Origin of the sequence: Paenibacillus sp. J31TS4, from assembly GCF_018403265.1 — a bacterium.
In the GTDB taxonomy this organism is placed as follows: Bacteria; Bacillota; Bacilli; order Paenibacillales; family NBRC-103111; genus J31TS4.
Genome location: NZ_BOSI01000001.1, coordinates 255547 through 273411, shown reverse-complemented (window position 1 = coordinate 273411; position 17865 = coordinate 255547). Strand labels below are relative to the sequence as shown.

The 17865-nt window shown below is 58.7% G+C and carries 14 protein-coding genes; all 14 read right to left on the bottom strand.

Features of this window, described 5'->3' with window-relative positions; genetic code table 11:
* Positions 1-329: 329 nt before the first annotated feature.
* The 14 genes from KJS47_RS01275 to KJS47_RS01210 all read right to left on the bottom strand — a co-directional run bounded on the left by KJS47_RS01275 (position 330) and on the right by KJS47_RS01210 (position 17864).
* The gene (locus tag KJS47_RS01275; RefSeq protein ID WP_213522100.1) at positions 330-3218 is read right to left on the bottom strand and encodes an ATP-binding protein; all 2889 of its coding nucleotides are present in this window, start codon (positions 3216-3218) and stop codon (positions 330-332) included.
* Positions 3211-3573, bottom strand: coding sequence for a response regulator transcription factor (locus KJS47_RS01270; protein WP_213522098.1), 363 nt, complete (start codon positions 3571-3573; stop codon positions 3211-3213). Before KJS47_RS01270 ends, KJS47_RS01275 begins: the two co-directional genes overlap by 8 nt.
* Positions 3570-6935, bottom strand: coding sequence for a hypothetical protein (locus KJS47_RS01265; protein WP_213522096.1), 3366 nt, complete (start codon positions 6933-6935; stop codon positions 3570-3572). Before KJS47_RS01265 ends, KJS47_RS01270 begins: the two co-directional genes overlap by 4 nt.
* Positions 6935-8287, bottom strand: coding sequence for a glycosyltransferase family 2 protein (locus KJS47_RS01260; RefSeq protein ID WP_213524905.1), 1353 nt, complete (start codon positions 8285-8287; stop codon positions 6935-6937). The genes KJS47_RS01265 and KJS47_RS01260 overlap by 1 nt, the downstream gene beginning before the upstream one ends.
* Positions 8288-8336: 49 nt before the next feature.
* Positions 8337-9389 (bottom strand): HEAT repeat domain-containing protein, encoded by a 1053-nt coding sequence (locus KJS47_RS01255; RefSeq protein ID WP_213522094.1) that lies wholly within the window; start codon positions 9387-9389, stop codon positions 8337-8339.
* Entirely contained in the window at positions 9389-10984 is a 1596-nt protein-coding gene (locus KJS47_RS01250; protein WP_213522092.1) for a diguanylate cyclase, read from the bottom strand. The genes KJS47_RS01255 and KJS47_RS01250 overlap by 1 nt, the downstream gene beginning before the upstream one ends.
* Positions 10985-11311: 327 nt before the next feature.
* Positions 11312-11914, bottom strand: a complete 603-nt coding sequence (locus KJS47_RS01245; protein WP_213522090.1) for a YdcF family protein — start codon at positions 11912-11914, stop codon at positions 11312-11314.
* 3 nt (positions 11915-11917) lie between these two features.
* The gene (locus KJS47_RS01240) at positions 11918-13039 is read right to left on the bottom strand and encodes a formylglycine-generating enzyme family protein (protein WP_213522089.1); all 1122 of its coding nucleotides are present in this window, start codon (positions 13037-13039) and stop codon (positions 11918-11920) included.
* Between the two features lie 479 nt (positions 13040-13518).
* On the bottom strand, positions 13519-13839 hold the full coding sequence (locus KJS47_RS01235) for a cupin domain-containing protein (protein ID WP_213522088.1): 321 nt from the start codon (positions 13837-13839) through the stop codon (positions 13519-13521).
* A gap of 26 nt (positions 13840-13865) precedes the next feature.
* The gene (locus KJS47_RS01230; RefSeq protein WP_213522087.1) at positions 13866-14375 is read right to left on the bottom strand and encodes a GNAT family N-acetyltransferase; all 510 of its coding nucleotides are present in this window, start codon (positions 14373-14375) and stop codon (positions 13866-13868) included.
* A gap of 154 nt (positions 14376-14529) precedes the next feature.
* Entirely contained in the window at positions 14530-15516 is a 987-nt protein-coding gene (gene lplA, locus KJS47_RS01225) for a lipoate--protein ligase (protein WP_213522086.1), read from the bottom strand.
* Positions 15517-15717: 201 nt separating this feature from the next.
* Positions 15718-15993 carry an alpha/beta-type small acid-soluble spore protein gene (locus tag KJS47_RS01220; RefSeq protein WP_213522085.1) on the bottom strand — a complete coding sequence of 92 codons (276 nt, stop codon included), beginning with the start codon at positions 15991-15993 and terminating at the stop codon, positions 15718-15720.
* 66 nt (positions 15994-16059) lie between these two features.
* Positions 16060-16905 (bottom strand): polysaccharide deacetylase family protein, encoded by an 846-nt coding sequence (locus tag KJS47_RS01215; RefSeq protein WP_213522084.1) that lies wholly within the window; start codon positions 16903-16905, stop codon positions 16060-16062.
* A gap of 188 nt (positions 16906-17093) precedes the next feature.
* The gene (locus tag KJS47_RS01210) at positions 17094-17864 is read right to left on the bottom strand and encodes an SDR family NAD(P)-dependent oxidoreductase (RefSeq protein ID WP_213522083.1); all 771 of its coding nucleotides are present in this window, start codon (positions 17862-17864) and stop codon (positions 17094-17096) included.
* Between the last annotated feature and the right edge of the window lies 1 nt (position 17865).

Here is a 17865-nt window from a genome sequence, read left to right as displayed (position 1 = left end):
TCTAATTTATAAGTTATTGTTATAGTATTCTGACAATTCACCAGTCCCAATCAATTGCTGTAAGTTCCCTGAGATCCCGTCCAGAAAGCAGCTATCGTTTCTCTATCTTATTAAATATCATTTATTATTTATCTCATTAATATTTAATATAATAATAGATAACGGTTAATGTGGCTAATTAATTATCCACAGCTTTCGGTGGGTTATTCACATCGCCTCAGATCTCCCCCACAACGACGGATTCTCTGCATAAAAATACCGGCATGGGAATGCCATGCCGGTCTTGGTCTCTTATGAAGCCGCGTTGTCCTTTCCTATCCTAACCTTTCCTACTTCTCGTCGTTTGGCTCGGAAGCCGGAACGAGAATAGGTCCCTTGCCGAGCGCCTCTCTCAGCGTCCGGCGGATCGTGTCGGACAGATGATGCGGCGCGTACGGCTTGACCAGATACCCCGCGGCACCGAGCCGATGGGCGCGGTCCTTCTCCTCAAAGGCGCTGGAGATGAAGATGGGGATCGAACGTAGATCCGGATCCTGCTTCATCCGCTCAATCACCGACCAGCCGTCCTGCCCTCCTTCCAGCATGAGGTCGAGCACGACCGCGTCCGGCGGTTCGGCTGCGATTTGCTGGATCGCCTCTTCCACCCCGGTGCTGACGAACACCTGGAAGCCTCGCTGCTGCAGCTCCTCCATGAGCATCTCCTGCAGATGCCGGTCGTCTTCGACGACGAGCACCTTGCCGGCCGTTCCCGCTCGCCTGGACGGCACTGGACGGTCCGTCGGCTGTGGCGGCTGCTCCTCATATATCGGCAGCGTGACGGTAAAGGTACTTCCTTTGCCGTATTCAGAGCTTACATGGATATCGCCATCGTGGACATGCACGATTTCTTTGACGATCGACAGGCCGAGACCGGTTCCGCCAATCTGCCGGCGGTCCGTATTGTCCACCCGGTAGAACTTGGAGAAGAGATTCGGAAGTGCGTCTGCCGGTATACCTAAACCGTGATCGCTTACATCGACTCTCCAGGCCGTCCCTTCCCGGCTGAGCGAGAGCTTGATATCCCCGCCTTCGGGCGAGTATTTGACGGCGTTGCTGACCAAGTTCAGGAAAATCTGCTTGAGCTTGTCCGGGTCTCCGTATACCGGTGCTTGCCCGACCTCCGTCTCGAACAAGAGACGATGCCGGGAGCTTTGTCCGGAGGTCAGCTCGACGACGCTGCTGAGCAGAGCGAGCAAATCGATCTTCTTGCGGTCGTATGTCTGCTTGCCGGACTCCATCCGCTGCAGATCCAAAAAATCGTTGATGAGCGAGGTCAGCCGTTTGGCCTCCTCGTGAATCGTCGTCAAATATTTGCGCTGACGCTCGGGCTTCAGTTCTCGCGTGAGGAGCAGCTCGGCGAAGCCGAGAACACTGGCAAGCGGAGTTCGCAGCTCGTGGCTGACCGTGCTCACGAACTCGGACTTCATCTGATCGACCTCGTACTCATGCGTAATGTCGCGGTGGACGAGAAGAACACCGAATCGTTCCCCGTGCAGCTGGAGCGTCTCGCAATAGATCTGGACCACCCTGCTCTCCGGCTTGGTCAGCCGGTAAACCATGCTGCTCGCGGGCAGCGCTCGTCCGTCCGCTGCATTCTGGAGAAACGCCTTCAAATTCCCCGCGTTTTCGACATGCTCCTCCAAGTGAACAAGATACCGGTCCAGCGTGGAGCCTTCCGCCGCAGCTTCCGCTCCCGCCATTAGCTCGTGCATTTGCATGTTGGCCTGCAGGATGCGGCCTTCCATATCCAGCAGCTGGACGCCTTCGTGGATCGTATTGAGCATATTCTGGGTCAATTGGCGCTGACGCTCGGTCTCCTCGTGCATCTCGAGCTTTTCGAGCGACAGGGCTAACTGCTTGGCCAGCCCCGCGAGCTCCTGCTCCTCTGTCCCGCTGAAGCTGGTTCCGGTACGCGATAGAACCATGACAGCCGCCACCTCGCCGGACGTACGGACAATCGGAATAAAGAGCTCGGTTACGTTGCAGGGATCTTCGTGCAGGCCGCTTTCCCCCTTCTGCGCCTTCCTGGTGATAAGAAAAGGCTCCTTCGTTTGGCGAAGACGGGGAAGGACGAAGTCATCCAGATGGGAACGGAACCGGGCGATCACTCCGTCCGAAATGCCGAAGGCGGAGTAATCTCTCTCCTTGTTCAGCAGCAGGATCATCCCCTTCTCCGACCGGGACAGCCGAACCGTATTCTCCACAATCCGTTTCAGCAGCAGCCGCCGGTCGAGCGTGTTGGCGATCGTGCCGATGAGCTCGTTTCGCACTTTCAGGTAACGCTCGTTCTCCTCCATTCGCTCCAGGGCTCCCTGGAGCTCCTCCTGCTGCATTTGCAGCTCGTCCTGCTGGGCGGACAGCTCTTCATTCTGTACGACCAGCATATCTTCTTTGCTCTGGAGCTGAACTACCATCTCTTCGAACGACCGGGACAGCCGGCCGATTTCATCCTCGCTGTCCGTTCGGTCCCACCGGACGGTCTCGCCTTGAGCGAGCCGATCGGCATTATGCGCGAGCCGGCTGAGCGGACGGCCGATTTCCTTGCTGATTCGGCTGATGCTCCAAATGGCGAGGGCCAACAGCCCGGCCGTATAGACGAGGAGTCCAACGTTCAGCAGGATCGATTTCCTGATCAGCTCGTTGTTCTGCTGCTTGAGCGCCTGTTGGCTCTTCAGCTTGTATTCCTCCGTGTACTTGAGCAGCCGGTTCACTTCGTCGGCGACTCCGCTGGAGCTGATCGTCCGCAGACCTTCCATGTCGTTGTTGCGGGCAAATGCCGTCGTCCGCGGAATGATCGTCGCGAAGTAATTATCGAAGAACTTCTCGACCGAATCGCTCAGCTCGTGCTCCTCTGCATTCAGGTTCAAATTGTCATATTCCTCGATCGCCGCATCGAGCCGATCCTTCTCCTTGAAGATCTCGTCGTACTCGAACTGGGTGAGGAACGAATAATAGCCACGTGCGCGAAAAATAATCTGATTGGCGTGTGTCGCCATACTTTCCAGCGTATCCTGCTTATGCTGCTGTTCGCCCATCTCCTTTTGGTAGGTTTGCAGCGTATAATAGTTCGTCCCCAAGAGGACGGCGGCGCCGAGCGCAAAGAAAGCGAAATAACGGAGGATGAGGACATACAGCCTCCTGCCGATCGACTTGCGAGCGTAAAGCTTCCATTTATCCATGGATCAGCTCCTTCACTTTCTTGACCAGCTCGTTCGGGCTGAACGGCTTGGACATGAAAGCGTCCGCTCCGGCGGCCAGGACGCGGTCCTGCTCGGCCTGCTGGCTTTTGGCCGAGAGCATAAGCATTTTGGGCAGCGGACTATCCAGCTCGCGGACGCGTCCGATCAGCTCAAGCCCCGTCAGCTTGGGCATCATATAGTCCAAGATCAACAGGTCATAGGCATCCGCCTGGATCATGCCCCAGGCCTCTTCCCCGTCACATGCTACCTCGATCTCGTAACCCTCATCTTCCAGCGTATCGGAAATCAACATGCGAAGGACAGCTTCGTCCTCTGCGAGCAATATGCGATTCATCGTTTCGTGTACCCCTCTTTCGTAATCGTTCCAAACAGCCGCTGCATGATCGTATAAGAATCCTTGAGCCGCTCCTTAAAGGCTGGCGTTTCCCAGTCCTGCCACGTATAGGCATACATCCCGGCTGCGGGAAGAACGCCTCCGTTTGCGGCCGGCAGCACATCGGCGAACTTGGCGCCGTTTTCCCCAGGCAGGGCAAGCCCATCCGAGCCAGGCTTGTAGGTGACAACGCCGATCCGGAACCGTTCGGCCAGCTTGCTCACGCCGAGCCCTCCGGCCCACATGTCGCCCATCGCTTCCTTCATGCTCGGATCCTTGATGTTCAGCAGCGCCCACGGAAGCCGGATCTCAATCCGGTTCGCCGCAGCGTCAACCGCCACGTCGGCGAGCGAATCGTAATCCGGACTCGCCGGATTGCCGTTACCGAAGCGAAGCTTGCCGGTTTCGTAATCCTCGAACGGCAGGAGCAGCCCTCCGTTTGGTCCCGGAATGGTCATCTCCTTGTTGAGCGTGAGCCGGATCGGATGATAGATTCCGTTATCCTTGGTCCCGGCGTAGGCCTTCTCCGGGATCATCTTCAGCACATGGCCGTAATGATAATAGAAGGAATCGTAATAGCTGTCGATCCACAGACGCGAATTCTCGGGTCCCTTCAGGTCGACGACAAAGTCGATACCGGCCTCCGTCCGGAGTCCGGTGCCGTTCGGCACCGTATGCTGGCCCTGACCGTCAATCGTGTCGAGCAGCACCATGGCGTTCATACGACTCCAATCGAGCGGCTCCTTGCCGCCGAGGTCAAGACGCAGGTAGACGTAACGCTCATCCGAGGTCATATAAACCTCCCGGATGGCTCGGTTGTCATCGTAACCGTCCCCGAAGCGGGTCGCCGTCTTGCCGGAGCCGATCAAGATCGGCGCCAGCTTGGCCTTGTTCCAGTCTTCGGGCCGCCCGTCTAGCCGGACAACCATGCCCGAGGAGCCGGGGTCGAAGCTGAGGAGCCCGAACTGCTGCTCGTTCGTCTGCGCGTTGGACCAGAACGGACGACGTTCGGGGTTGTCGTAATCCATCGTGTTCCACGTCCGCTTGAACCATTCGTCCTGCCAGGTGAAGACAAGCCCGCCGGCCATTCGTTCCTGTACAATATCCTCGAAAAGCCGGGCGTCGATCTCTCCTTGCTCCTTCTCCGAATGAAAGCCCTGGTTCCAGCCGCTGACGTTGCGGTGGGTCATGCCCCGCGAGCCCGGCACGCCGAATTCCGCGATCAGCACTGGCATCGAGTGGACCTTCCGCAAATCGTTCAGATAGCCGGCGTAGTTGTTCTTCTCCCCGCGATGGTCGATGTACTCGGTATAGGCCGGCTCATAATTCAGAAAATCCGGATAATACGGGTACACATGATAGGAAGCAAAATAACCGGCTTTCTGAGCGGGCTTCGCCGCAATCTTGTTCGGATCGACGGCCACCAGATCTTCCTTCTCGGAAGGCTCGGAAGGATGCTTCAGCAAATCGGTCGTTACCCAATTCGTGAAGCTCATTGGCAGCTGCCAATGATAGTTATCCGTCTCATAGCGCACCGTCGTCTCCATCATATCGGCGAGCCACACTTCGAAAGGAGAGGCGTCTTTCGTCTGAAAATACGTGCCGTCGAATTGGGGTTTCCCCTTGTTCTTCTCGTTCGTCGAGACTACCATTTCCGGGTCCCATTCGATTCCGAGCATCCAGCCGATCATATACTTCGAGATATCGGCTTTGTAGCTGCCGCCGGCATGGCCGGGCATCTTGGGAACGTCTGCGTTGCCGTGCACGACATCGACCAGCGTCCGGATATCTTTTTTGAACGTCTCGTAATTCCCCGCCTCGAATGCGTCACCGGAAGTGACCAGCTCTTGTTCGTTGATCCAGACGCCGTGGAACAGATACAGCGGCCGGGCAGCGGTCTCGTTGTATTCCAGCAGCGCTTCATAGAAGGCCGGCGGATGAAGCGTATAGACGCGGACTGCGTTCGCGTTCATCTCGCCGATCTGGCGGAACCAGCGCCGGTATTCCTCCTTGCTGATCGCCGTTTCGCCCGGAAAATGGCCCGGCTTGGCGATCCCCATGTTGACGCCCTTGATCAGCAGATCCTCCCATTGGCCGTTCCGGTACACCTGCAAATACTGTTCGTCCGTCCGGGCGTGATAGGTGATCCCGTTCTCCGTCACCGTCTCAGGAGGCTTGGCAGACTCCGGCCGCGGCTTGGAACGGACCTCCTCCAGTACATGCTTCATCATGGGGACATACACCTTCCAATAGAACGACGCCGGGCTGTCCGCGCGGTCGCGGACTGTCCACGCCTTCCAGCGGTCTAGCCCTGCCGTCTGATAGATGGACGGCGCTTCCGAATAATCGGCGTAATCGCCGGCGAAGTAATACGATCCGCCTCCGTTGTGACCGTTATGCAGCACCGCCGGGAATTTGACGGGGAGGCCGGTCTTCGCCAGCTTGGCGGCTCCCGCCTCGGACGCCGGCACCTCATACTCGCCTAGTACTTCCGTACCGGGTTCCGCCTCGACGACGTCGAACCAATATTGATAGGACGCCCGGGAGACGCCGCGGAATTGCTTGCCGCCCGCCTCCGTCAGCTCCATGAGAACCCCACCGCCACTCTTCAACTCTTCGCCGCTCAGGACGAGAATCCGGTCCTGCTCGTCGTAGTAGATCATGCCGCGGCCTTTGAACGCCCACTTGGCATTCTCCTGTTTCTCGTATTGGGACCGGATCCAGGCGGGCACCTCCTCTCCTGCCAGATCGGAGAAATACCGGCCGACCCAGCCGGTCCATGTGAGGCCGAGAAGCTGCGTCATCGTCTGCCGCGCCTCCACCTCGGTTGGACTTGCGAACGAGTTGAATTCCGCGATCAGCAGGGAGCCGTCATAGACGGCTTTGGCCAGCTTTTCCGCTTCCTGCTTCTCGAGGCCCCCGTAGACCTTTTCCGTCCGCGCCTGCCCGGGAGGCTTGTCGAAGTCGCCTTGATAGACGCCGTATGTATCCGCCACGTAGATCAGACGCGCCTCCTTCAGGCTGTCCGGCAGCTCCTTCACCGTCCCGGCTCTGCCGCCGCCCGGCTGGTAGCCGGCGTAATCGGAGGCTTCCCGATAGGGAGTGCCGTCCGGTTTGAACGTTCTCGTCTGGTTCAGCACCCAGGTCAGCCCTTTATGCTCGCGGTATGAGGGATCCGGCACGCTTTTGTCCAGAATAACGACCTCGAGCGGATGCTCCGGGAGCAGCCGCCACAGCCAATACGGAGACGAAGCCGCGGCAATCCCGGCCAGGAGCAGGAGAATGAGCAGCGGCTTGGTTCGTGAGGATAACCATCGTTTCATTAAGCCGACACGCCCTTCCGTTTCATATCGCCCCAGCCACGTTTCCCGCGAATGAGCTGCCATAGGCCCTCGACCCGCCACCAGACGGTGAGCGGACGATACCACAGCGATTCGGTAAGCGCGAAGAAGAAGAGGCTGAGCACGTCCCGCACGCGGGGATATTTTTGCAGGCTCCACTCTTCCAGCACAACCGCTCCGATCGACAGCACCGAGCCGTACAGGATGGAGAGCGCCAGCAGAATAAGCGCGAACTCCAAATAGGTTCCTCCCAGGATGAACGACAGAAGCATCAGAAGATAGGCGGCAGCTTCCACGACCGGTCCCAGCAGTTCCAGGAACAGAAAATAAGGCAGTGAAACAAGACCGATCGAGCCGTATTTCGGATTTCCGATCATTTTGCGGTGCGCCCAGAGGCTTTCCCACAGGCCGCGGTGCCATCGGTTGCGCTGCCTTCTCAAATATTTCATCGACTCTGGCGCCTCGGTCCAGCAGACAGGATCGGGGACGTAGACGATCCGCTTGTTCAGCTTGCGCTCCTTGATCATCCGGTGCAGACGGACGACGAGCTCCATATCCTCGCCGACGGTGTTCTTCTTATAGCCTCCCGCTTCGACGACCCAATACTTGGCGAACACGCCGAACGCCCCCGAGACGATCAACAGCAAGTTATGGCGGCTCAGACCGACGCGCCCCATCAGGAACGCGCGGAGATATTCGATCTCCTGCATAATGACAAGAGGCTTGTCGGACAGGCCGACTTCGGCGATCTCTCCGCTCTCGATCCGGCAGCCGTTGGCGATGCGGATGCTGCCGCCCGAGGCGATGATGTCCTCATTCGAATCGAGGATCGGCTTGATCACCTTAAGAAAGGCGCCCCGCTCCAGCACCGAGTCGCCGTCCAGCGAGCAAAAATACGGGTACCTCGACAGATTGATGCCGGCGTTGAGCGCGTCGGCCTTGCCGCCGTTCAGCTTGTCGATCAAAAAAAGATTATCGTGAAGACGGGACTGGTACACGGCTCTCACCGGCTCCGTAGCGATCTGCTCGCGAATGACCTTGCGGACCGGCACCATCTGGAACCGGTCTATCATAGTCTGCAGGGTGCCGTCCGACGAGCCGTCGTTGATGACGATCACCTCGAACTCGGGATAGTTGATGCTGAGCAGCGAGCGGACGCTTCCGTAGATGCCCGCTTCTTCGTTGTATGCCGGCACCAGGATGGAAACCGGCTTGGTATAGCTGATCTCCAGCAGTTCCTCGTACGGCTCGTTCTCGTCCAGCTTGTATGACCGGCGCAGCTGCACGAGCGACACAACCAGCAGGAACAGATAGAAGCCGATAATCACCATCATATAGACGATGATGATCCAGCCGAATGCGTCAATGAAGGCGAGCAGTCCGTCAAGAAATGAATCCACGTGTCTCCTCCTTCTCCAGCCATTCTAACGCCATATCGCGGGCAAAGGAGTCTTCGTCTCCCTCGACAATCCGCTCCAACAGGAGCCGGCCCTCCGGGTACTCGAGCAGCGACTGCGCCGCCTGCGAGCGCACCCACCAGGACGGGTCGCGCATAAGCCGCTGCAGCACCCGGACATAGACCGCCGACCGGACCGCGCCGAACAGCCTGGCTGCCATGACTCTTTCCTGCCAGTCGTCGGAATCCGCGTGGCGCAGATACTCTTCTTTGGGCAGCAGCAGGCTGAACTGGCTCATTGCTTTGAGCGAGCGTGTCCGCAGCTCAATGTCTCCGCCCTTCAGCAGTTCCTCCAAAAACGGAAGCCGCTCCACCCGGCGCTGGACGCCGATGACGTCCAGCAGCGAAAGCTGCCAGCGTCTCGGCAGTTCGGCAAACCGTTCCATCGCCTCGGCAAACGTCTGCTCATCCATCCGGTTCACGATGCTTCGGCAATGAAAGTCCGAAAAGTCGGCGTCCGATTGCAGCAGCTGGCCGACGAGCTCTTTCGTCCCGAATGAGGAAAGGATACGGAATGTCTCCACCTGCTCGGGATTCGTCAGCCCCCCGGCATTCAGGCGGGTGAGCAGTTCCTGCTCCAGGCTCCGCATACGAAACAGATCGATGCGATAGAGAGTGTTCATCCTTACACTCCAGCTGCGGGAGCGGAGACGGCGGCGGAACCGCTCCGACCAGTACAGCTCCGTATATTCGGCAATGCGGCCGTTCGTCTCCTCGCCCCGCAGAACGCCGGCGTACAGGGCCAGCAGATTTTCGAGCGCCTCGGTCTTCTCCCGTCCTTCGGGAACGAGCAGCCTGGTGAACGCCCCGTCCTTCAGATATCTCAGCAGGGGCAGCTGGTAATGCTCCTGCAGCTGTTCGAGCCGGCGAGCCTGCTTGTTTTCAACCGCTTTACGGGCGACTATGTAAACTAGGAGAGTCCCCAGCAGGATGAGAATGACAACGAGAGACACCAGGACGACCATCAGCGCGCGATCCATTATTTCTTCCTCTGGATGAGCCGTTTGACCCTCGCTTCGAGCTCCTGGATGCCGAACGGCTTTGTAACGTAATCGTCAGCGCCGAGCTGCAGCGCCTTGACGATGTCTTTCTCGCTTTTGCGGCCCGTGAGCATGATGATGTTGTATTTGTCCGAATCGGAATACGCTCTCACCCTCTGCAGCACCTCCAGCCCGTCCATTCTCGGCATGATGCCGTCCAGAAGCAGCAGGTAGGTACCCTCCTGGCGATGCCAGTCGTCCGCCAGGAAGATCTCTCCGTTGCCGAACGTCCGAATCTCGGCCTGCACCGATTCCGGGAAAAAATGCGATACATATTCCGCCATCATCGTCCGGATGATGGCGTCGTCGTCGATGATCGCCACTCTCCAGCCGGCGTTAACCGGCTTATCGCTGCCCGGGATGGCCAGCTCGACCCGATTCTTCCCGAGTGATTTCGCTCGGTAGAGCGCTTGGTCCGCAAGACCGAGCCAATACTTGAGCGGCTCCTTGGAGCCTCTGTGCTCGACCACCCCGGCCGAGAAGGAGACAGTCAGCTCTCCGGCGGATGTCTCGAAGGAATGGGAAGCGAATTCGTCGCGCAGCCTGTCCACGATCCCGACGGCCTCCTCTCCTCTAGTCTCTGGAAGCAGCAGGACGAACTCCTCGCCTCCGAAGCGTATGATGGAATCCTCGCGGCGCAGCCGGCACTTGATGAATTCCGAGAACGCATGCAGCGTCTGGTCTCCCACCATGTGACCGTAACGGTCATTTACCTGCTTGAAATTGTCGAGGTCCAGTACGGCGAGGGCAAGCCCCGGCCCGCTGCACAGCTTCTCGAATTGGGTTTTCATGAATTTACGGTTGTAGGCGCCCGTCAGCTCGTCGAGGAAGAGGGCATTGTCGAACCACTTCTTGCGCTCTAGCTTGATCTCTAGCTTAATCAGCAGCTCCTCGAGATCAAGCGGCTTGACGTAATAGTCGTCCGCGCCTAACCGGAACGCATCGAGCCGCCGTTCCCGCTCCTCGTCACAGCCGGTCATGATCACCCAGACAAGCTGCTTGCGGATCTGCTCGTTCAGCTCGTTCATCACCCGGCGCGCCTCTCTTTGCGGCAGGTCGAGGATAAGGCAGTCAGGCTTCCAGTCATGGTAAAGCGAGACCGCTTTGTCGGGATTGACCGTCCCGATGACCAGGCAGCCCTTCTTCTCCAGTTCTTCTTTGAGCGTCATGAGCATCTGGACGTCGTTGTCGACGACGAGCAGCAGGGGCTGTTTGCTCTCTTCCGTCCCTCTACTCAGTCCTGCGGGCAGGATCAAATCCTGGTTCGCATGATATTCATAGGTAATGGTGACCATGCTCATCAGGAAGGAACGGAGCTCCTGCGGACTCCAGTCCCGGCTCTCCTGCTCCTCAAGCTGATTCATCAGCTGTGTGACCGCCTCGTAGAGAGCCGTCAGGCCGATCGTCCCCGCCGTTCCCTTGACCGCGTGCAGGAACCGGTAAATTTCTTCGCCGGGGATCGGCTGTTCTTGGTCGAACCAGATTTCGAGCTGGTTCTGGATATTTGCCATCAAAGCGTCCCGATATTTTTTCATTCGTCTAGTAACCTCATTATATATAGAGTCTCGTATTCTCCTCATTCTACATAGCAAAAAGTACCAATGTATAACTTACTATATTATCGGGTTCCTCGCCATAAGGTTCTACCTTTCGCCAAAGAACTTTCTTATATTCTACATAACCACCCATGATTCGGCATGAGTCCCTAGTTGCCCTTTTTAACAATTCTCTGGAAATTGTGAACTCGGTTCCGGGTATGTTGCAGGCCGGATTCCCTGTCTACATGTCCAGGAATTGTGAAGCCGGCCTCCCACGGAAGAACAACAAAAAAGACTGCCCATAGGGCAGTCTCTTACAGCAGATTAATAGGCAGCGTCCAGGAGCACGCCGCTTCGTACGTAGCCTACCAGCTTGCTGGCCTCCTGCTCGACGAGCAGCCGTCCGCGCGGATTCGAATGCCAATTGTCTCTGCGCGTCGTTTCGTCGTTCACCGGACTCGGCAGAATGGTCAGCCAGGACGGCATATAGGTCTGGCAGGTTAGCAGGCAGCGTCTCATATGATAGGACGTCGTGACGAGAAGGATGCTCCTCAGCTCATGCAGCTGGCAGCAGCGGTCCAGCGCCAGAAGCGAGGCCAGCACGTTTTCCTTGGTGTGCAGCGACTGTGTCTCCGTGAAGACGCTCGCTTCGGGCACGCCGAGCCGGACGGCCTCTTCCTTCATTCGGACCGCCTCCGGCCGGTCGTCGTCCGGCCAGACGACGCCGCCAGACATCAAGATGCGCGGCGCGCGCCCTGCCTGGTACAGCCGGACGGCATGCGGTACCCGGTACTTGAGACTGTGCTTGCTGCCGAATACAAGAATGCAGTCGGCCGCCGAGCCGTTGTCTTCCAGCCCGTCGAACAGCATGCGCTCCATCTGGGCGTCGGTCAGCCGGACCGGGTCGAGCTCGGAGAGCCGCGCCATTCGTTACACGTCCGCCGCGCAGCGAAAGCCGATATTGCCCGCCGACGTATCCGGCGTATTCGAATTGCGGGCGGCGACCCGGTAACGGTTGCAATACGACTTGTGGCACAGATACGAGCCGCCTCTCATCGAGCGGCGCTCACCCTTGGCAGGACCTTGCGGTGCGTATTCAGGGCTTTCCTCATAGTAGGTCGGGCTGAACCAGTCCGCCGTCCATTCCCATACGTTGCCGCTTACTTGATAGAGTCCGTAGCCGTTCGGGTCATACCACTTGGCCGGCGCCGTGCCGAGGAAGCCGTCGCGTGCCGTGTTCTTCTCCGGGAAGACGCCCTGCCAGATGTTGCACATATGCTTGCCGTCCGGCGTCAGCTCATTCCCCCAGGGGAACAGCTGCTGCTCAAGTCCGCCGCGCGCCGCGTATTCCCATTCCGCTTCCGTCGGAAGCCGTTTTCCCGCCCATTTGGCATAGGCTTTGGCGTCGTTCCAGGTGACGTGGACGACCGGATGGTCCAACCGGTCCTCGATCGTGCTGGACGGCCCCTCCGGGCAGTACCAATAGGCGTCGTACATGCCGATCCACCACGACGTGCCGGGGACGCGGGAGATGACCCGGTGATAATCGGAGGGCTGAACGAACTGCCGAAAGACGAACGACCAGCCGAACCGCTCCGCCTCCGTCTTGTACTTGGTCGCTTGGACGAATTCCCGGAACTGCGCGTTCGTCACCGCGGTAGTATCCAGATAAAACGCGTCCAGCTTAACTTTATGTACGGGCTCTTCGCCATCCTTGGGAAACCCGTATTGCCGGAAGTTATTCCCCATCAGGAACTCGCCGGCCGGGATGAGCACCATCCCTTCCCTCTCCGTCCCGGCGATGGCCGAGGCTGCCGCGATCTCCTGTGCGGCTTCTTGAATGACGGCCTGCGGTGCGTCCGTTTCGGCTGTCAGTTCAGCCGCCTTCTCTGCCAAAACCGTTTCCTTCTCCTCCGCCTTTTTGCTGACGGTTTTCTTGGCTGGCGTCTTCTTGGCGGTCGTCTTTTTGGCGGCCGGCTTTTTCTTTACCGGCTGCTCTGTATCGAGGGCCCCGCGTTCGGCAGATCCGCAGCAGCTTTTCTTCTCTTCCATCCTTCCAACTCCTTCTTTGTTACCGTCCGAACCGCATGGGTCGGGACGCGTGATGCTGGTTTCCTTGTTGATTATAGCATCTTGCGGCTCCCGCTTGAAGCTTGATGCGGTTTTCGCTAGAGAAGCCGGCGGCTTCCATGCACCCGCACGCTGATTTTTCGGGAATCTCTCTAGCTCCCTCTATTCTTCTTCCGTATAGAAGGAAGGCATACTCGCGTTTGCCAGTCGCCTTCTCTCGGAGCTAGACGAGCGGCTGCGACGCACTTAAGGAAGGCCCAGCCGGATGGCTGGGCCTCCCTGTGACCGCGGCGGCCAGCGGCTATGTCCCGGCCTCGCCGCTAGCTCTCCCCCCCAGGACGGATGCTTCACTCAGCTGGATGGGGAGCAGAGCCCTCCTGCCGTACGGCTTGCTCTTGATCCCTCTGCTCGACCGCTTCGCTGCGATCTATGCCTTCGATCCTACCGCATAGGCTTACCGGCTACTCGCGTTTCACGAGATCCTCACGGATCGGCGTGAACGCGTCGAGCAGCGCTCCCGCTTCCAACGCCCTCGTGCCGTGTCTCGCTCCGGAAGGAATGACGATCGTTTCCCCCTGCCGGACGAGGCGCGGCTCTCCGTCGATGCGGAATTCGAACGCACCTCGGAGCACGTAGGAAATTTGCTCATGGGGATGGCTGTGTTCATAGCCCTCCGCACCTTCCTCGAACCGGACCTCCATCATCATCAGTGACTGGCCGACCGGAAAAATTTTACGTGTCACGCCCGGCTCCGCCTGCTCCCATTGTCCCACGTTTCCCATTTATCTCTGCTCCTCTCTATAAGGCGTTAATTCAGCTGCTTGATCAAATACAGGACGGCATCATCGTCAATCGGAATGCTGGCTCCCGGCTCGACGGACCGATTCTGCCATTGAATGCCCCGGCCGTCCGGCACGTAGCCTCTTCGGGCGTACAGCACCTGGGCGGCGCCGTAATCGGCATAGAGACCGACGCCAAGCCCGGCGAGGGAAGACCGCTCGGCTATCAGCCGCTCCGCTTCCTCCATGAGCATCGTGCCGATGCCCAGCCGGCGATAGCGCAGCAGAACGTTAAAGTCGTTCACCTCGGGAATCTCCCGTTCGCGGAACGCCTCGTATGCCGAAGCCCATTTGATCGTCGCATACCCTGCGAAAGCGCCTTCATATTCCGCTACCAAAACAGCCCTGGCTCCCTCTTCCTGCTCCGCCAGGTAACGCAGATACTGCGAAGCGGGCTTGCTCCACCCCTGCTTTCGGAACGCTTCCTCAATCATCTCCGGATCAGCTGCCTCAAGCCGCCGAATCGCTACACTATCCATGAATAGACCTCCTTCATCCTACTGAGCGGAATCAAGGGAGCATCCCCAGCAGATGCCGGGACGCTCCGCCGCCCGCCGATGCTTTCTTTATCCGTCACTCCGCCAAGCTGCCCGCCCAATGCCGCAGCGGCCAAGGCGGTTATGAAGCCGCCGTTTAGAACAGCAGCGACAGCCATTCCTCCCGGTCGACCGGCCCGAAATAGTGAGTCAGGTCGACATCGGCCAGCGCTTCTTCGACCGAAGCACGTTCGTATCGGACGCCTCTCAGCTTCTCCTCTACGTCGAACACTTCTCCGAGGCCGAAGAAGTCGCCATAGATCGACGCTTGTCGGATGTGTCCTTCTTCCACATCGAGCCGCACGTCGAACGTACCGGAAGAGAGGCGGCGCACCTCTCTCACATTAAACATGGGGGATTTGCCGTAGTTCCAGTCCCAATTGCGGTACCGGTCTTGAGAGATCGCTTCGATGGCCGCCCAGTCGCGGTCTTCCAGCACGTATTCCGTCACCTGCCCGCCGCCGAAGATCGAGCGGAGCAGCGCTTCGCGGAATTGGCCGATCGTCATCGGCTCGTCCAAAAACTCCGCGATGTTCGCAACCCGGCTGCGGATCGATTTGATCCCCTTGGATTTGAACTTCTCGGGATTCGGCTTGAGCGCCAGCGAGACCCTCTCCATATCGCTGTCGAACAGGAGGGTACCGTGGCTGAACATCCGTCCCTTGGTGGAGAATTGGGCATTGCCCGAGATCTTGCGCTCGCCGACCTGCAGGTCGTTACGGCCCGACAAGGCGGCGTCTACCCCCATGTCCCGCAGCGCTTCGACGACCGGCTGGGTAAATTTGCGATAATTATGAAACGAGCTTCCGTCATCCTTGGTGATAAAGCTGAAATTCAGGTTGCCGAGATCGTGATAGACCGCTCCGCCTCCGGACAGCCGGCGGACGACATGAATGCCGTTCGCTTCCACGTATTCCGAATTGATCTCCTCCATCGTATTCTGGTTTTTGCCGATAATGATGGACGGCTCGTTAATATAGAAGAGCAAGTAGTCATCCTCGATCGGCAGCTGGCGCAACGCATATTCCTCGATCGCCAGATTGATGCGGGGATCGGTAATTCCTTTATTGTCGATAAACAGCATTTAACGAATCTCCTTCCGCTTGCAACGGCATTTCGTTCCTTCTTCCCTCCAACATAGCATCTTTGTCTGATCCTTGCAAAGGCCTGTGGCCGGCTTCCTTTTCGACGAATAAAGCAAAAAGCCGCTCCTCCCTGTCGGAAGCGAGCGGTTTTGCCTAGCGTAACGAACGACTGCTGCATGAAACTAAGCCCGAATGCAACGCTACCGGGAAAGCTTCTCCTTGGCTCTGCGGATCAGCTCGCGTACCATCGAGCCGCCAATTCGTCCGCCGATCTTGCCGGCGTCCTCGGTCGTCAGCCGGCCGTTGTCACCCGGCTGCAGCGGAATGCCCAGCGATTCCGCCACTTCATACTTGACATCGTTCGGCCGGTCCTCCGGTGTCTGGTATCCTTCCTGGCGCATCACCTCGGCCTTGAACCGGTCCATCTGCTGCTCCGCTCCCGGTACGAGAATGCGCCGGTTTCTTCTTCTTGCCATCCTGCTCCCCTCCTTTCTAACCGACCTGCCCAATCCGCAGGGATGCTCCCCGCCGAACGAGAGGCGTTACTCCCCAAGCGGAATGCCGAGCAGCTCGGGAACGGTCACGAGCTCCAGTCCTTCCTCCCGAAGCTTGGCGATGACGCCCGGCAGCGCTTCGACCGTGCCGGTCAGATCCTCGCCTACTCCCCCTCCCGCGTGCTGAAGCACAATGGAGCCGGGGCCGGCATGCCCGAGAATATTCGCCTCCACCTGTTCCGCGTTCAAGTTTTTCCAGTCGAGCGAATCGACGTTCCAGTTGATGATCTTCTTCCGCTGGCTGGCCAGCCATTTGATTTGCTCCTCGCTGATGTTGCCGTAGGGCGGCCGAACGAGAAACGGCGTATAGCCGGTCAATCCCCGGATGATCTCGTCCGTCTTCAAGATCTCTTCATGAAACTTCTCATCGCTCTTCTTGGGGAGATTGGCATGAGTGAGCGAGTGATTGCCCACCGCATGGCCCTCCTCCTTCATGCGCCGGACTAGCTCGGGATGCGCCTGCGCACGGTTTCCGACGACGAAGAAGGTCGCCTTCACGCCAGCCTTCTTCAGCTCGTCCAGAATGAGCGGAGTGAACCGCACGTCGGGCGCATCGTCGAAGGTCAGCGCCACCTGCCGTTTATCCGGGGATCCACTAAGCAGAAACGTGCTCGGATATTTCTTGTGCAGCTCCGCGAGGGTCAGCTGCTTCGGCTCCCGGATCTTGGCCTCCTGCCCGCCCGCAAGATCCGGAGTCGTCGGCGGAGGGGCTGGGTCCGGGGCGGCCGAGAGGGCCGTACCCGCCGTACTAGACAGGATGCCGGCCGGCACGGCTCCCAGCAGCCATGCGGCCAGCACTCCCGTCAAGCCGAGGATTCGATAGAAGGCTTTCATGCTGGCTTCCTCCCAAGCTTCAGGTCTGGTATGCTTCGGCAGTTCTTCCTCTAGCGTGCCAGAATGGCGGACAATTATGCAGCCAGGCCCTAGGCGAGCGTCTGTTTGTCCCCATGCCAAAAAGCCTCCGCGCAGAAGCGCAGAGGCCGGTCTTCTTGACCTATAACTAAACGGCAGGGGAGCAAACGTCAAAACCCGTAAATCGACATGCCGCCGTCCACAAACAGCGTTTGCCCCGTGATGTAATTAGCCGCATCGGACGACAGGAAGACCACCGGGCCGACCAAATCCCTCAGGTCGCCTATCCGCTTGAGCGGCGTGCGCCCGAGCACTTCTTCCACGAATGCCGGGTCGGCCAGCAGCTTTTCGGTCAGCGGCGTCCGGAAGTACCAGGGGCCGATCCCGTTGACCAGAATGCCGGAGGGCCCCCATTCCAGGGCAAGAATCTTGGTCATTTGGATGAGCGCCGCCTTGGTGGAGCCGTAGACGACGCCCGTCCTCATCGCGACGTGCCCGGCGACCGACGCGATGTTGATGATCCGGCCGCCTCCTTGTTCCTTCATTCGCGCTCCGACGGCCTGCGCCATCAAAAAAGCGGATTTCAGGTTCGTCTGCACGATCGTGTCCCATTCCTCTTCCGTCACGTCCAGAGCGGGTGTCCGAATGTTCATGCCCGCGTTGTTCACGAGAATGTCGATCCGGCCGGCCTGGCGGAGCACCGCCTCGACCGCATGATCGACCTCTCGCTTGACGGTGACATCCGTCCGGACCGGGTAAGCCTGCCGTCCCAGACTGACGATCTGTTCCGCCACTTCGGCCAGATCGTCATCGGTTCTGGCCAGGATCGCCACATCCGCACCCGCCTCGGCGAGCCCGATCGCGAGCGCGCGCCCGATGCCCCGCCCGGCGCCCGTCACGACAGCGACTTTCTTCTCCAATTGAAACGATGGCAGCAGCATT

Coding starts and splice junctions, on each gene's coding strand:
- KJS47_RS01275 (WP_213522100.1), bottom strand. CDS start 3,218: ATGGATAAATGGAAGCTTTACGCTCGCAAGTCGATCGGCAGGAGGCTG.
- KJS47_RS01270 (WP_213522098.1), bottom strand. CDS start 3,573: ATGAATCGCATATTGCTCGCAGAGGACGAAGCTGTCCTTCGCATGTTG.
- KJS47_RS01265 (WP_213522096.1), bottom strand. CDS start 6,935: ATGAAACGATGGTTATCCTCACGAACCAAGCCGCTGCTCATTCTCCTG.
- KJS47_RS01260 (WP_213524905.1), bottom strand. CDS start 8,287: ATGATGGTGATTATCGGCTTCTATCTGTTCCTGCTGGTTGTGTCGCTC.
- KJS47_RS01255 (WP_213522094.1), bottom strand. CDS start 9,389: ATGGATCGCGCGCTGATGGTCGTCCTGGTGTCTCTCGTTGTCATTCTC.
- KJS47_RS01250 (WP_213522092.1), bottom strand. CDS start 10,984: ATGAAAAAATATCGGGACGCTTTGATGGCAAATATCCAGAACCAGCTC.
- KJS47_RS01245 (WP_213522090.1), bottom strand. CDS start 11,914: ATGGCGCGGCTCTCCGAGCTCGACCCGGTCCGGCTGACCGACGCCCAG.
- KJS47_RS01240 (WP_213522089.1), bottom strand. CDS start 13,039: ATGGAAGAGAAGAAAAGCTGCTGCGGATCTGCCGAACGCGGGGCCCTC.
- KJS47_RS01235 (WP_213522088.1), bottom strand. CDS start 13,839: ATGGGAAACGTGGGACAATGGGAGCAGGCGGAGCCGGGCGTGACACGT.
- KJS47_RS01230 (WP_213522087.1), bottom strand. CDS start 14,375: ATGGATAGTGTAGCGATTCGGCGGCTTGAGGCAGCTGATCCGGAGATG.
- lplA (WP_213522086.1), bottom strand. CDS start 15,516: ATGCTGTTTATCGACAATAAAGGAATTACCGATCCCCGCATCAATCTG.
- KJS47_RS01220 (WP_213522085.1), bottom strand. CDS start 15,993: ATGGCAAGAAGAAGAAACCGGCGCATTCTCGTACCGGGAGCGGAGCAG.
- KJS47_RS01215 (WP_213522084.1), bottom strand. CDS start 16,905: ATGAAAGCCTTCTATCGAATCCTCGGCTTGACGGGAGTGCTGGCCGCA.
- KJS47_RS01210 (WP_213522083.1), bottom strand. CDS start 17,864: ATGCTGCTGCCATCGTTTCAATTGGAGAAGAAAGTCGCTGTCGTGACG.